10 protein-coding genes are annotated in these 14689 nt (G+C 72.5%); 2 read left to right on the top strand and 8 right to left on the bottom strand.

Annotated features, from left to right (window positions below):
• Positions 1–8 precede the first annotated feature (8 nt).
• The 3 genes from OG332_RS38635 to OG332_RS38625 all read right to left on the bottom strand — a co-directional run bounded on the left by OG332_RS38635 (position 9) and on the right by OG332_RS38625 (position 5956).
• A complete protein-coding gene (locus OG332_RS38635; RefSeq protein ID WP_327417802.1) occupies positions 9–4184 on the bottom strand; it encodes a caspase family protein in 4176 nt (1391 codons plus the stop codon).
• Positions 4181–5116 carry a hypothetical protein gene (locus tag OG332_RS38630; RefSeq protein WP_327417801.1) on the bottom strand — a complete coding sequence of 312 codons (936 nt, stop codon included), beginning with the start codon at positions 5114–5116 and terminating at the stop codon, positions 4181–4183. The genes OG332_RS38635 and OG332_RS38630 overlap by 4 nt, the downstream gene beginning before the upstream one ends.
• A gap of 78 nt (positions 5117–5194) precedes the next feature.
• A complete protein-coding gene (locus OG332_RS38625) occupies positions 5195–5956 on the bottom strand; it encodes a maleylpyruvate isomerase family mycothiol-dependent enzyme (RefSeq protein WP_327417800.1) in 762 nt (253 codons plus the stop codon).
• A 227-nt stretch (positions 5957–6183) separates the two neighbouring features.
• On the opposite strand from OG332_RS38625, the gene OG332_RS38620 reads away from it, so the two are divergent.
• Complete coding sequence (locus OG332_RS38620) at positions 6184–6675, top strand: helix-turn-helix domain-containing protein (protein WP_442816275.1); 492 nt, start codon at positions 6184–6186, stop codon at positions 6673–6675.
• A 31-nt stretch (positions 6676–6706) separates the two neighbouring features.
• Here OG332_RS38620 and OG332_RS38615 read toward each other — a convergent pair whose 3' ends face one another.
• From OG332_RS38615 to OG332_RS38595, 5 genes are all read right to left on the bottom strand, one after another.
• Positions 6707–9703, bottom strand: a complete 2997-nt coding sequence (locus OG332_RS38615) for an NHLP bacteriocin export ABC transporter permease/ATPase subunit (protein ID WP_442816274.1) — start codon at positions 9701–9703, stop codon at positions 6707–6709.
• Between the two features lies 1 nt (position 9704).
• Positions 9705–12017, bottom strand: coding sequence for an NHLP family bacteriocin export ABC transporter peptidase/permease/ATPase subunit (locus OG332_RS38610; protein WP_327417798.1), 2313 nt, complete (start codon positions 12015–12017; stop codon positions 9705–9707).
• Complete coding sequence (locus OG332_RS38605) at positions 12014–12820, bottom strand: HlyD family efflux transporter periplasmic adaptor subunit (protein ID WP_327417797.1); 807 nt, start codon at positions 12818–12820, stop codon at positions 12014–12016. Before OG332_RS38605 ends, OG332_RS38610 begins: the two co-directional genes overlap by 4 nt.
• 99 nt (positions 12821–12919) lie before the next feature.
• Positions 12920–13159, bottom strand: coding sequence for a hypothetical protein (locus OG332_RS38600; protein WP_327417796.1), 240 nt, complete (start codon positions 13157–13159; stop codon positions 12920–12922).
• 441 nt (positions 13160–13600) lie between these two features.
• The gene (locus tag OG332_RS38595) at positions 13601–14296 is read right to left on the bottom strand and encodes a hypothetical protein (RefSeq protein WP_327417795.1); all 696 of its coding nucleotides are present in this window, start codon (positions 14294–14296) and stop codon (positions 13601–13603) included.
• A 192-nt stretch (positions 14297–14488) separates the two neighbouring features.
• On the opposite strand from OG332_RS38595, the gene OG332_RS38590 reads away from it, so the two are divergent.
• Complete coding sequence (locus OG332_RS38590; protein WP_327417794.1) at positions 14489–14671, top strand: hypothetical protein; 183 nt, start codon at positions 14489–14491, stop codon at positions 14669–14671.
• The last annotated feature ends 18 nt before the right edge of the window (positions 14672–14689 follow it).

Below are 14689 nucleotides of genomic sequence, written 5' to 3'. Positions count from 1 at the left end.
GCCGTACCTCAGCGCTCCAGGACGATCACCTCGTAGCCGGCGCCGACGACGAGCTCGCCGCCGGGGGCGAAGGCGACGGCGCAGGGATCGATGGGCATGTGGATCTCGTGCAGGGGCGAGCCGTTGCCGAGGTCCCAGATGCGTACGGCGTCGTGGTGGGTGGTGACGGCCACCGGCGCCCCGTCCAGCCGGCCGATCTCCACATCGGACACCCAGCCGTCACCGAGCCGGCGGCGCAGTTGCCCGGTCCGCAGGTCCCACATCTGGGCTCCCAGGTGGGCGGTGGCCACCAGGACCACGGGGTTGCGTCCGTCGGTGCCGCAGGCCATGGCGTTGACCTGGTCGGTGAGGCCCTCCAAGTGGCCCACCCGGGTCCGGTCGGTGAGATCGCAGAGTGTCACCTGCCGCTCGCCCGTCCCGTGCCGGTCGTTCCCCGCGATCACGGCCAGAAGCCGTCCGTCCGCGAGAGTCGAGACCACGCCACCTTGGTATCCGGTGGACTCGAAGGTTTCACTGATCTGCAGGGTTTCCAGGTGCCACATGCCCATACGGGTCCCGTCGGGGCCTTGCTGCCCGAACAGGGCGACCGGCCCACCGCCGACGTATCCGCACGCAAGCTGTGCCGCGTAACCCGCCTCGGTCCTTCCGGTCTCCGACCCGTCCGCGAGGTTCCACATCCGCACGGTGTAGTCGTGTCCGCCGGTCACCGCGACCGGTGCGCCGGAGACCGTCGCGCAGGCCACGCTGGCCACCCAATGGGTGTGCCCTTCGAGGCGCCGCAGCTCCCGTCCGGAGGACAGGTCCCATACCCGGGCCGTGCGGTCGTGACTCGCCGACACCGCGACGGGGGCGCCGTCCAGCACGGTGCACGCGACCGCCGACACCCGGCTGGAATGGCCGGGGGGCTCGATCTCCTCGGGTTGCTCCTCCAGGTTCCACAGGCGGACGGAGCCGTCGCTGCCGGCGCTGGCGGCCACGGGTCGGCCGCACACGTTGGTGATCACGATGGAATGCACCCAGTCCGTATGGCCGTTCAGCCGGGCGAGCAACCGGCCGCTCGGCCGTTCCCTCAGCTCGATCGAGCCGTCCCCGTAGCCCACCGCCATGACCGCCCGGCCGTCGAGTTCCGTGGAGGCGATGGCCGTGATCCAGCCGTGCCCGACACGGCAGGAGACCACGACGGTGTCCGTGGCCGGGTCGCGGAACTGAATGTTCCCCTCGTGACCGCCGAGGCACACGAGCTCACGGCCGTTCTGGACGAGGACCGCCACCGCCCAGCAGTCGGCGGAGTCGTGGAGGTCGTCCCACTCCCCCGTCTCCAGATTCCACCGCCGCAGCGGGCCGGAAGGCAGACCGATCAGGGCGGTTGCCGCCTGCTGACTCCCCGGGCAGATGACGGAAAGCTCGTACCGGCTGTACCCGGTCCGCCCCGGAAGGGTCCGGCGGATCTCGCCGGACATCAGCTCCCGGCTCCAGGCCGAACCGTCCGGGGCACAGCCGACGATCAACACCTCACCCTGGACCCGGGTGCAGGCCAGGCCCGCAACCACGACCTCCCTCTCCTGTTCTTCGGCGCCGGTCCGCACCACGAACCTCCGGAGTTCGGTGCTGCGTGCGAGGTCCCAGACGCGCAGCGTTCCGTCGTGGGATGCGGTCACGACGAGCGTGACACCTGCCACCTCGATGCAGTCCATCGCCGTTACCGTGTCGGTGTGCCCGTCCAGCGTGGCCACGCAGGTCTGCTGCGCCGGATCCCATACCTGCACCGGCCCCTCGTACTGCGCACTGAGCAGCACCGGCATGCCCTGCAGCTCCGCCGCGACCAGCGGATGGGGCGACCACGAGCTCAGCTCACCCCGGAACAGGCTGCTCGTCTGGGATCCCGTCGCCCACCGCGGTGTCCACTCGAGCCGCCGCCCCAGCCTGCTCCGGTGCTCCTCCAGCCGGTACCGGGCCGCGTCCACCGCCATCACCTGGGCCCGTTCGTGGACGCACTGATCTCGGTAGTGGTGGGCCGAGGTCCGGTACATCGTGCGGACGCGCTGCGCGTCAGCGCCCCGTACGCCGTCCATCGCGGCCAGCAGCCCGTCCGGATCCGCGTGCACCAGGAACCACGGGTCCTGCAGCAGGCGTTCGAGGTCTCCCGAGGCCGCCGCGTGGCCCGCCAGGTGGGCGTGGACGTACGGGTGCGCGCGCTCCCAGTCCGGGCCGTCGCCGTCGGTCCGCGGCGGCACCGAGGCGATCAGCGCAGCCGTCATCCGGCGCTGGTCCTCGCGGCTGCGCCGCGGATCGCGCAGGTGCTCGGCCAGCGCCTCGTGGTACAGCCGGAAGACCGACCGGTCCTCGCCGGCCGGCACCTCCACCACGTACGCCCCCGCCTGCCGCCACAGCCAGTCCACATCGTCGTTGGTGCACTTCTCGCCCGACAGGGCCTCCGCCAGCGGGGCCCACAGCGAATCCCACGGCAGGCCGGAGCCCTCCGCGTACGCGAGGGGCCGCAGCAGCCGCCGTACCCGGTCCTCGTTCTCCCCGTACCGGGCCAGGTAGGCGTCGAAGGCCTGCCCGACCTCCGAGGGCAGCTCCTCCTCCCAGCCCGGCCGGGACACGTCCGGGTTCAAGTCCCCGTGCAGCAGGGCCCGTACGGCCATCCGGGCGACCAGGAAGGAGCGGCCCGCCCGTCGGGCCACCGCGGCTGCCACGGCCTCGCGGGCCGGCTCCGTCAGCCCGCCGGGCATCCCGGCCAGGGTGCGCCGCGCGTACTGCTCGATGTCGTCTCGGCCGGTGTACGCGTCGGTGTCCAGGTCGATGACCTCGACGGCCCGGCCCAGCTCGGGGATCATCGTCCGCCGGGTGCCGACCAGCAGGCGCAGGTTGTGCAGGACGGACATCGGCCGGAGCAGCTCACGGGCGATGCGCTGCGGTTCCCGCCCGCCGACGCCCGTACCCGCCTCCTCCAGCGCGTCGATCAGCACGGTCCGCAGGGGGCCGTCGTACTCGGCGAGCCGGGCCAGCAGCTGCGGCGGGCCGTCCGCCTCCACGTCCAGCGCGGCGGCCAGCCGGGCGGTGAGCCGTTCGAGGGTGGTGCCGTGCGCGTGCACGGAGAGCGTCACCGAACCGGGCGGCGGCAGCAGGTGCGCGGGGGCCTCCGGGTGGTCCGGGCGGCCCAGCGCGAGCAGCCGGCCCAGGACGGCCGATTTGCCGGACCCCGGATCCCCGGTCACCACGCGGGCCCGGGCGTCGTGGGCGGGATCGCGCAGCCAGCCCGCCAGCGCGGCCAGGGCCTGCCGGCGCCCGGTGAACCAGTCGCCCGGCTCGCTCGCGTACTCCACCCCGCGGCCCCGCGGACCGAAGTGCGCGGTCCACTCCCCCTGCGACTCCACGTCCATCGCCCCGTCGGGAAGGCCGGGCCGGTACTTCGGATTGGGCAGGAACGGCGGGACCGCATGGCCGGACACCGCGTGATAGTTGGCGCACTGATCCGGCCGGTGCTCCCGGAAATGGCCGTTGACCTGGTCGGTCACCGTGGGGATGTCCAGGTACGGCTGCCGCATCCCGGCCGTGCCCGCGCGCACCGCGGCCTCCAGTGCGGTGACGAAGGCGTGGTCGTACGCGAGCTCGCGGGAGCGGGCCGAGGCCACCAGCCACAGCCCGTCGGACCCGGCGGGCCGGTAGTCCACCAGCTGGCCGGTGACGTTCGCGATCTCGGCCGCGCCCAGTTCGGCGTAACAGGTGTCGAGCAGCAGCAGGACGTGCCCGACCCGGGTGTCGGCCAGCAGGTCGGCGAGTTCGCGGGAGGCGAGGGTGGTGCTCATCCGGTCGTGGCGGCTGTTGCGACAGGTGAGCCGGTGGGAGCGGTCGTCGCGCAGGCCGTGCCCCGCGTAGTACACGACGAGCACGTCCTCCTTGCAGCGCTCGTCCGCCTTGAGCCAGTCCTCCAACCCGGCGCGCACCTGCTGGGCATCGGGTGCGCCGGCGAGTTCCGGGAGGATCTCCGCGTACCCGAGGGAGGAGAAGAGGGCCTTGACCCGGCTCAGGTCCTCGGGCACGCCGGGCAGGTTCTCGAGGTGCGGGTCGGCGGTGAACGTGCCGGTGCCGAAGGCGAAGACGTACCGGTTGAGGCCGTCGGGGGCCGGACCGTTCGCTGCCTCCGGTGCGGGGGCGCCCGTGTGCGGGCCGTGCGTCACCGGGCCAGCCCGGTGGCGATCGCCGTCCCGGTCTCCACCGCCGTCAGGTAGGCGCGCATGCTGTGCATCTCGGAGCCGTTGTCCACGAGCAGGTCCCGGACCTCCGGGCCGAACCGGGGCGCGAGTTCGCGGACGAGGGCGACCGCGTCACCGCGGTCGGCCAGGTTGGTCCACTCCTTGACGGGGGCCGGCCAGACCCCCGAACCGTCCTGCCGCGGTGCGGGCTGCAGTCGGTCGTAGACCAGTCCGGCCAGGCCCAGCGGGGAGCCGAGGGTGACCAGGTTCAGCGGCGGCCGGTCCGGTCCGAGCGCGCACAGCGCCTCGTACGCGACCACCGAGCCGAGCGAGTGAGCCACGACCACCCGGGTCTCGGGGGTGATCAGCTCCGCGGCCCGGGCCCGTACGGCGGCACGCAGCTCGGGTTCGGTGAAGTAGCGGCGCACCTGCTTGAGGTCCGAGATGAGCAGCCGGTCGGAGACGGCGCCGAAGAAGCGGGTGCGGGTGAGGGCCTGCAGGGCGCGGCGGACCCGGTCCACGGCGAGGGGGCGGGAGGCGAGACGGCCGACGGCACCACGGGCGGCGGGGCCGGGGCCCGCGGCGTGCGGACCGGCGTTGTCCGGTCCGGGGATACGGGGGTCCAGCCGGGCGGCCTCCCGCCACCAGGCCTCCAGCAGCTCGGTCTCGAACCCCGGTTCCACGTCCTCGGCCCGGTAGTACGGCTCGCCGCGGGTGCCGGGCTGCCGGTAGAGGTCCCCGTATCCCGCGCAGGCGATGTCGCCGTCCGCGAGCCGTCCGAGCGTGGGATCGCGGCGCAGCGCCAGTGCGACGCCGCCGCGCAGTGCGGACCCCACCTCCGCCAACAGGGTCTCTGCGGTGTCGAGTTGCCGCCCCACCCCGTGCACCACGACGACCCGGCTCATGCTCCCCCTCATGCCCGTCCTGCACTCCTGTCGCGAGCATAGTCGGGGGCGGGTGCCCGGGGCGGGCCCTTCCCTTCCCCGGCCCCGCGGTCAGAAGGCCGAGTGGGCGAACCAGTGGGCGAGCAGGTCCGGGTCGCCGAGCAGGTGAAAGTCGTCGCTCCGGTGGTCCAGGCGGCCGTAGAGGAGCAACAGGAGGTCGGCGGCCGCTCCTTGGACCGTGGCGTCCGCCGCGCGGGCGGCGGTCCGGTCGGCCACCAGGGCGAAGCCGTCGGCACGCAAGGCGACCAGCCAGTCGCCGTCGCCGTCCGTGCAGCTGAAGCGAACGGTCCGGTCAGGGGCGCGCAGTTGGGCCGTCAGCGGCGCGAAGGAGGAGGCGAACGGCAGGTTGGTGAGGAACTCGTCGATGCCGTCGACCGCCAGTGCGCGGTCGACGTGCGGCGGGAGCCCGAGGGCCAGTTGGGCGTCGACCCGGTGGACGAGGGTCTCGAAGAGCATGCGCCGCACCCAGAACCGGGCGTGCTGGTCGACCCCCCAAGCCCACATCGGTGCGTCCAGGTCGGTGGCGGCGAACACCTCGGCGGCCTCCTCCGCGCTCGCCGCCAGCCAGTCGGGGAGGGCGTCGGGATGCTCCGGGAGGCGCAGGTCGACCGCACGGCTGGTCGGCGGTTGCTGGATGCGCCGGCGGAGCAGCTCGGTGAACCAGCGGTGCACGCTGCCGACGTGCCGCGTGAGGTCCTCGAGCGTCCAGCCGGGGCAGGTCGGCACCGGGGTGGAGAGGTCGGCCGCCCTGACCGCGGCGACGAATCCGGCGGTCTCGGCTGCGACGGCCGCTCCGTGCTGGGCGGGGTTCATGTCGGTGCCCTTCCTCCGATGGTGCTGCCGCAGGCGGCAAGGATGCTTAAGCATATGGATGGTTTATGTCTTTAAGTAATATGACGGTAATTCGCAACCGTTGACGATGTCAACTTTCGCTCCGCGCGGCTGTGCGCAGTGCCGCGATGACGGCGGCGTGCGTCGGATTCGCGGTCTCGGTGTGACGCGTCGCGGCGAACAGGAGGCGCAGGATCGGGCGATCCCCGATGGGCGCCGTGCGGATTCCCGGCGCGGCCGGGTCGATGGCCGTCCGGGGGACGAGTGCGGTGGCGAGGCCTGCCCGTGCGAGGGTGAGCTGCCGCTTGGCACAGCAGCTGATCGACGCCGCCGACGCCGACGCGCTGCCCCTGTTCGCGGGCTGGCGCGCACAACCCTGCCCGGGCGACGACCCGGTCGGTGCGGCCATGCAGCGCATACACGTACTGCGGGAACACCGTGGCGCCTGCCATCTGGTGGCGGTGCGCCAGTGTGGGCTGAGCGTCCGAGCGGCCGTGGTCATCAACCTGGGCGTCGAACGGGCCACCCGCCACGGCTGGCAGGAGCCACAGCCTGTCGCCGCAGCCCGGATACCCCGATGGCAGCGTGCCGAGCGGCTCACCGATGAGCTGCAGGCGCCGCTCTACGCCACGCCGACCGACGGGCAACGCGGCGAATTCGCCCAACTGGTCAACGCGTTGACCGCATCCCCTGCTCCGTGACCGCCCCCGCACGAGCAGGCCGCACGGCCCGTCAGCGCAGTTGGCGGTGGACCAGGGTGTGGAAGAGACCGGTCGTGTCGGCGAGCAGTTCGGCGGGTGGGCCCTGCTGGACGATGCGGCCCTCCGACATGGCGATCACACGGTCGGCGTCCATGATCGTGGAGAGCCGGTGGGCGATCACGATGCGGGTGGCCCGCAGGGCGCGGGTGGATTCGATGACCACGCGCTGGGCTTCGTTGTCCAGGGCGCTCGTGGCCTCGTCGAAGAACAGGATGCGCGGCTTGCGGATGAGGGCCTGGGCGATCACCAGCCGTTGGCGCTGGCCGCCCGAGACGGTGCCGCCGCCGTCGGACAGCATGGTGTGCATGCCCATCGGCATGGCCTTGATGTCCTGCGCCAGGCCCGCCATCGCGGCGGCTTCCCACGCCTCCTCCGGCGAGAACGTCCCGGCGCCGCAGATGCAGTCGAGGATCGAGCCGGTGAAGGGCTGGGCGTTCTGCAGGACGACGCCGCACTGGCGGCGCACGGCCGCCTGGTCGAGCGCCGCCAGGTCCTGGCCGTCGTACAGCACGCTGCCGGAGACGGGCTTGTCGAAGCCGATGAGCAGGCGGAGCAGGGTGGATTTGCCGCAGCCGCTGGCCCCGACGATCGCGACGAACTCGCCCGGCCGTACCTGGAAGTCGATGTCGTCGAGGACGAGCGGGCCGTCGTCGGCGTAGCGGTAGGACAGGCTCTTGGCTTCGACGGCGCCGGTCAGCTCGCCGGGCCGGGTACTGGAGCGGACCACCTCGGGGGTCTCCTGCAGGACCGGCTTGATCTGCTCGAACATCGGCAGCACGGCGGCGGCCGAGATGAGCGCACCGGTCAGCTGTGTGACCGAGGACAGCAGCATCGTCAGGGCGGCGCTGAAGGTGAGGAACTCGCTGGCGGACATGGCGCCGCGGGCCGGTCCGGCCAGCAGCACGAACATCACCAGCGTGCACAGCGGCAGGTAGACGGCGCCCAGGACCGTGATGACGTTCTGGATCCGGCCGATGCGCTGCTGCAGATCGCGGGTACGGGCGAACTCGCGTGCCCAGGCCGCGTACGCGAAGCTCTCGGCCGCTGCGACGCGGAGCTTGGGCAGGCCGCGCAGGGTCTGGAAGGCCTGGTTGTCGAGCTGGTGGCCGAGCTTGATCAGCCGGCGCTGGTAGCGCAGTTGCCACAGGCCCAGGCCCAGGAAGACGGCTGCGATGACGACCAGCATGGCGAGCGCCGCCATCGCCAGCGGCACGCTGTAGACGAGCAGCAGCACGAGGTTCATCGCGCCGACCGCGCCCGCCTGCACGCAGACCGGGCCGATGCCGGACAGCACGCGGCGGATGGTGCTGATCCCCATGGCCGCGCCGGCCAGTTCGCCCGTGGAGCGGCCGGCGAAGAACTTCGTCGGCAGCCGCAGCAGCCTGTCCCACACCGCAGGCTGCAGGGTGGCCTCGATCCGGCCCTCCATGCGCAGGAGCGAGGTGTTCTGCAGGAGCATGAAGGAGGCCGAGACGATGCCGGTCGCGATCAGTGCCAGCCCGGTCTGCACGATGAGGCCGTTCTCGCCTTGCGGAACGTACCTGCCGAGCACCTGGCCCGTGGCGATCGGCACGAGTGCGCCCAGGAACACCGCGACCAGCCCGCCCAGCAGGAGGCTGCGCAGCTCCGGGAAGGTGCCGCGCACACTGAACCGGAGCAGCGCCGGCAGGCCCACCCGTCCGTCGGGCAGGGGGCGGTACAGCATGACGGCGCGCGGTTCGAAGGCGGTCTCGTTGGTCTTGGCGACGCGCTCGCGCGTGCCGGTGGCCGGGTCGACCGCCTCGTAACCGCCGCGCCGCCACAGCAGGGCGACCGGCGTGCCGTCCCTCTCGCGACGGCCCACCAGCGGACCGCTGTTCTCCCGCCACCAGCGCCCGCCGAGCCTGACCTCGCGGGTGCGGATCCGCGAGGCGAGCGCGATGCGTTCGACGGGGTCCGTGTGCCCGGACGTGGCACCGGCCCCGCCCGGTTCGGACAGGGTGATGCGGGCCGCGCCGGCGACGAGGCGGCACACGGCGAAGGTCGCGTCGGCGCTCCCGCCGCGGTGGGGGCGGCGGCCGGAGCGGCCGATGGACGCCAGCAGCGTCCGGTCCGCCTGGGTACGGGCTGCACGGCCGGCCTCGATGCCGGCCGCCGTGCGGTCCTCGTGCGCGCGCTCCAGCTGTTCGATCCAGCCGTCCAGGGCGTAGAGCAGCCGGTACTGCTGGTCGACCATGCCCTGCCACATCGCCGCGTCGACGAGGAGGGTGCCGACCGCCTCCGTCTCGTACACGGCGCCGTACTGCACGCTGCCGGGGGTGATCTGCATCCACAGGATGTCGTCGTCGGCGCCACCGTGCCCGGTGGTGGCACTGCCGTCCAGCGGTGCCTGGTAGAGCACGCGCAGGCCGCGGCCGATGCCGCGGGCGAAGGCGTCCTCGAGGGGGCTCAGCCGTCCTGCGGCGGGGGCGCCGTGGTGCCCTTGACCGGCATACCACGGTCCGCCGTGGAACTGGCCTGCATGGAACTGGCCTGCATGGAACTGGCCTGCATGGAACTGGTCGCCGTGGAACTGGTCGCCGTACTCCGGGCGGTACAGCTCCCGCAGTTCGATGCGGCGCAGCCGGCACCCCTGCAAGGGCCGGCCGACCAGGGTGTGGTCAGGGCCCTCGGCCGGGCCCAGCAGCAGGGTGCCCTGCTCCAGCCTGCCCAGGAAGTGCCAGTGGCCGGCCTGCGCGGCGTCGACGGCGAACAGGTCCAGCTCGCCCTGCACGACGAGCCACAGGACGAGCGGGCCCTCCAGGGACAGGCTGCGCAGGCCCGTGCAGTCGACGGGCGAGCCCAGGGCGCCCAGGGCCGCGACGACCGGGTCCGGGGCCCCGTCCGGCCGGACGGCGGGGGCGGCGGTGCCCGCGGTGGCGGGGACGGCGGCGGGGACGGCGGCGGCGGGGACGGCGGCGGGGACGGCGGCGTGGTGCGCGTGCGTCACCTCAGTGCTCCTTGACCAGTGCGGCGTACGGCCCCTGCGCCGCGACCAGGTGCTCGTGCCGCCCGCGTTCCACGACCGTGCCCCGGTCGAGTACGACGATCTCGTCGCTGTCGCGCACCGTGCTCAGCCGGTGGGCGATGACCACACAGGCACAGCCGCGTCGGCGCAGGTTGTCGATGACGACCTGCTCGGTCACCGCGTCCAGGGCGCTGGTCACCTCGTCGAGGACCATGACGCTGGGGCGGCGCACCAGCGCCCGTGCGATCTCCAGCCGCTGGCGCTGGCCGCCGGAGAAGTTGCGGCCGTCCTGCTCGACGCGGCTGTGGATGCCGCCGGGCCGGCGGGCGACCACGTCGTGCACGGCGGCGTCCTCGAGCGCGGCGATGACGGCCTCGTCCGCGATGGTGGGGTCCCACAGCGTGACGTTGTCGCGGACGGTGCCTTCGAAGAGGAAGACGTCCTGGTCGACGAAGGAGACGGAAGCGGCCAGCGCGCCGCGCGGGATGTCCTCCAGGCGCATCCCGTCGATGCGGATGGCCCCCTCCCAGGGCGTGTAGAGGCCGGAGATCAGCCGGGAGACGGTGGACTTGCCGCTGCCGGAGCCGCCGACGAGCGCGACCTGCTGACCGGGGCCGACCGAGAGCGAGAAGCCCTTGAGCAGCGGGGCGTCCAGTGGGCTGTAGCCGAAGGTGACGTGGTCCAGCTCCACTTGGCCCTTGAGGCGGCGGGTGCCGGCGGCGGGCTCGCGCCGCGCGTGGACCGGTGCGACGGGAAAGTTCTCGACGTCCTTGAGACGGGCGACGTCGGCCGCGAAGTCCTGGATCCGGCCGGCGACGCCGCCCAGTCGGGAGATCGGAGCGGTGAAGCTGGTCACCAGGGCCTGGAAGGCGACGAGCAGGCCCACGGTGAGGTGCCCCTCCACCGCCCGCAGGCCGCCGATCATCAGGATCAGCGCGCTGTTGAACGCCGCCAGTGTGGGCGCCACGATCGCCAGCCACGCGCTGGGCACGCCGAGCCGCTGCTGCACGTCGAGGGTGACGGCGTGCTGGCCGGCCCAGCGGCGGAAGAAGCCGTTCTCCCCGCCCGTGGCCTTCATCGTCTCGATGAGCTGGAGACCGCTGTACGAGGTGTTGGTGAGCCGGGCGCTCTCGGCGCGCAGCTTCTGGGTACCGGTGGCCCTCAGCCGGATCACGATCCGCATCGCCAGCACGTTGAGCAGCGCCACGGCCACGCCGACGAGGGTGAGCTGCGGATCGTACGTCCACAGCAGCACCGCGTAGAGCACGACCACCACGGCGTCCACGCCCGCTGCGGCCAGGTCCCGGGCGAGGGTCTCGGCGACCGCGTCGTTGGACTGCAGGCGCTGGACCAGGTCGGCCGGGTTGCGCTGGGAGTAGAAGGCGACCGGAAGTCTGAGCAGGTGCCGGAAGAAGCGGGAACTGCCGAGGGTCGAGGAGATGATGCGCCCGCGCAGCAGATTGGCCTGCTGCAGCGCGGTGAGTGTCGCGGTGAGGACGAGGGCGACGCCCATCGAGGCGAACAGCACCCCCAGCAGGGACGTCTGCTCCCCGATGAGGAACATGTCGATGTACGTGCGGCTCAGGGCCGGCACGGACGCGCCGACGGCGACCAGGAGCAGGCTGGAGACCACGGCGGCGGCCATGGTGCCCGAAGTGCCGCGCAGACGGGCCGGCATGGCGCCCAGGACGCCCGGCTTGCGGCCGCCGCGACGGAAGCCGTCGCCGGGCTCGAAGGTGAGGACGACACCGGTGAAGCTGGTGTCGAACTCGTCCATGGGGACGAACCGGCGGCCCTTGCCGGGGTCGTTGACGTACACGCCCCTGCGGCCGAGCCGGCGGCCCGTGCCGTCGTAGACGACGTAGTGGTTGAACTCCCAGAAGAGGACGGCCGGTGCGCGCACCTCGGCGAGCGCGGCCAGGTCCATCTGCATGCCCTTGGCCTTCAGCCCGTATCCGCGGGCCGCCTTGAGGAGGTTGCTGGCGCGGGAGCCGTCGCGGGAGACGCCGCAGGCGATGCGCAGTTCCTCGAGGGGGACGAAGCGGCCGTAGTGGCCGAGCACCATGGCCAGGGCGGCGGCGCCGCACTCCACCGCTTCCATCTGCAGCACGGTGGGGGTGCGTACGGGGCGGGGCGTTTTGCCCCTGGGGGCCCCGGGGACCGTACGGGCGGACGCGGACCTGCGGCGAGAGCCGCCCCCCTTGGTCTCGGGACGGTGGCGCCGGCGTCCGGCGGGAGGGAGCTGAGGGGCCTGCGGCGGTGCCCCGGTCTGGTGCGAGGTCTGGGGCGCGGTCATGGCAGCAGCCAGTCGACGGGGCGCCGCGCGGCGAGGTGGACGGCGCCGGTGACCGGCGTCCGCGAGTCGACGGCGTACGGGGGCCCGTCCGCGGAGGACCACCGGTAGCCGGACTCGGTGGAGGAGGAGAGCTCCAGCTGTACGAGGACGGCGACCGGGTTGCCGTGGCCGGAGAACTGCTCGGCGAGGCCGCTGTCGCCGAGGAAGCCGCCGATCTGCGCCGGCGTCTGGGGCGCACGGCCGACCGCCTTGACGCGGCCGCGCAGCATGCCGAACTGCTGCTGCGGGGCGGACTGGACGCTCAGGTCGACCGGGGCGCCCACGGGGATCGCCGAGCCGCTACCGCCCGGCACGTACAGGACGGCCACGAGCGGGTCCTCCGGATCCTTCACGCGTTCCACGGTCGCCACGTCCGCGCCCGTGGCGACGACCGATCCCACCTTGGCCACCAGCGTCGTCAGCCGGCCGGCGGTCACCACGCGCACGGGGCGGTCCCCCTGGTCCGTACGGACGTTGAGCAGGGGCGCACCGGCGGCCAGTAGTTGGCCCTCCTCGGCGAGGACTCCGGTCACCTGTCCCGCGACCGGGGTCTGCAGCACGTAACTGCCCTCGGCCCGGGTGAGGATGCCGGGGGCGCTCAGCTTGGAGGACACGGTGCCCGTGAAGGCCCAGAAGCCCGCCGCGGCCATGACGACGACCGTGACGGCCAGGACGAACCGCCCCTGCGGGCGCGCAAAGCGAACGGGCAGGTCGAGTTCTTCGGGCGATTGCAGCTTGGAAAGAGCCTTTTGGCGAAACTGCACGGATCATTCCTTCCACTGCATTCGTATCGGCCGGGCAAACGGGCAGCCATGAACCCCGGAGCCGTGGGGGACGCTCCGGGGTTCATGGGGATTTTCCGATCAGAGACCGGCGCGACCGGTGTTCAGCGAAACGCCGGTGATGCCCGTGACGAGACCGGGGACGTGGGAGACGATGCCCTGCGCGGCCTGGACGGTGTGGAGGGAGCCCACGACGCCCACGACGTCGCTGACATCACTGGTCACGGCGCCGGCGAGGCCGCCGGACACGCTGATGATGCCGCCGGAGACGGCGTCCAGCTCGGTGTCGTCGATCTCACGGGTCTCGATGTCGTTACGCATGACGCGCACCTTTCATTGGGGGGAGGAATTCACAGCCGCGGCGGCCGGGCGGCCCGAAACTCGGGCGCCATTCCCGACTGCCGCAATGCGCAAGATGAAAGCATGCGAACGGGCCGCCCACCCAATCCCGTTGACCCCTCGTCACGGGCGGATGCTCACCTCTGAGGAGCGACGTGCAGCTTGATTCACGGAATGGTGACCGCTTCTTCACAAGATCGAGTAACAGATATGGGCCGCCCCTTGCTTACACAGAACCAAACGGGACAAGCCCCCACTAAGCAGATGGGACATATCCGCCGCACCGTCAGGTGAAGGAGGCCGGCGGGAGCGCTCGCGGACACGATGTGCAGGTTTCCGGAAGGAGCACGGGGTGACGGGCCCGTCACACCTGGTGTTCGCGACGGTACGAGTCCCCCGGGCGGTTCGCTTCCGATCTCGCGTTCAGCCTCGCGCCCGCGCTTCGATCAGGAACCGGTGGTCGTGCGCGGTGAATCCACCCGTGCTCCTGATGTGCCGGTCGAGTCGGCGTAGCGCGGACTCGTGGACGGACGGCTCGAATCCGGGGAACTGCCAGGGGATGGCGCGCAGCTGGAAGATCACCGCTCCGATGTCGTGGAAGGTGTAGGGGCTCGTCTCCTCTCGCGCCGTGGTCACGCGAAGGCCCGCGCCCTCCAGCGCCCGTACGGCGACGTCCAGGGTCCAACCGTCGGGATCCGCCGGTGAGGGGATGCCGACGGCTTCGTTCAGTTCCAGCTGGTTCCGGCTGCCCACTTGCCGGGTGAGGAGCCGGCCGCCCGGCGCGAGCGCGGCGCGGATGCTCGCCGCATCCAGCAGACCGTGCCGGTTGAGGATCAGGTCGAAGCGTCCGGAGGGCAGGTCCAGCCCCGACGCCCGGTGGCCTCCACCCCCGGCGGGGAGAGGCGTCGCCGGGCCAGGGGAAGGCTGGGCGCCCAGTTCTCGGTGGCCACGGAGGCGGGCGGCAGCGGGGCAAGCGAGGCGAGGAACTCGCCGCCGCCGGTGTCGATGTCCAGGAGGCTTCGCGCGCGAGAGCCGGGCGCGGGCGAGTCGTTCGTGGTCCCAGGAGGGGCCCCCGCCGTCCGCCCGGCCCGTGAGCCAGCTGAAGTCCCAGCCACGCACGGGGGCCCCTGGCGGCCTTCCTGTTCGGCGGCAAGGCCCCGTCCCGGGACTTCACCCGCCTGTCCGAGCGGCTTCGCGCCTCGTGGATCTCCTTCGCCGCCACGGGGGATCCCGGATGGACCCCGTTCACGGAGGAACGGCCGATGACCCGCACACTTCGGCGCCTGGTCGCACGCACCGTTCCTGGCGGGAATGGACACGAGGGTCAGGGACGGCCTCGCGAGGACCATGCACCGGGCGTGGATCTCGTTCATACGCACCGGCGACCCCAACCACCCGGCCGTGCCGCGCTGGGACCGGTACGACCTGCGGTCCCGCACCACCATGCGCTTCGACACCGTCACCACGGCCGTTTCCCATCCCGCGCCGCACTGACGGAGGACCACGGCACCC

The sequence above is a fragment of the Streptomyces sp. NBC_01233 genome (assembly GCF_035989305.1).
In the GTDB taxonomy this organism is placed as follows: domain Bacteria; phylum Actinomycetota; class Actinomycetes; order Streptomycetales; family Streptomycetaceae; genus Streptomyces.
Note: the sequence above shows the minus strand (reverse complement) of the source record. Positions and strands in the feature narration are given on the sequence as shown.

Bases quoted from the DNA above. Each gene is read 5' to 3' on its own strand.
- OG332_RS38630 (WP_327417801.1), bottom strand. From the start codon at position 5,116: ATGAGGGGGAGCATGAGCCGGGTCGTCGTGGTGCACGGGGTGGGGCGG.
- OG332_RS38625 (WP_327417800.1), bottom strand. From the start codon at position 5,956: ATGAACCCCGCCCAGCACGGAGCGGCCGTCGCAGCCGAGACCGCCGGA.
- OG332_RS38620 (WP_442816275.1), top strand. From the start codon at position 6,184: ATGGGCGCCGTGCGGATTCCCGGCGCGGCCGGGTCGATGGCCGTCCGG.
- OG332_RS38610 (WP_327417798.1), bottom strand. From the start codon at position 12,017: ATGACCGCGCCCCAGACCTCGCACCAGACCGGGGCACCGCCGCAGGCC.
- OG332_RS38600 (WP_327417796.1), bottom strand. From the start codon at position 13,159: ATGCGTAACGACATCGAGACCCGTGAGATCGACGACACCGAGCTGGAC.
- OG332_RS38590 (WP_327417794.1), top strand. From the start codon at position 14,489: ATGGACACGAGGGTCAGGGACGGCCTCGCGAGGACCATGCACCGGGCG.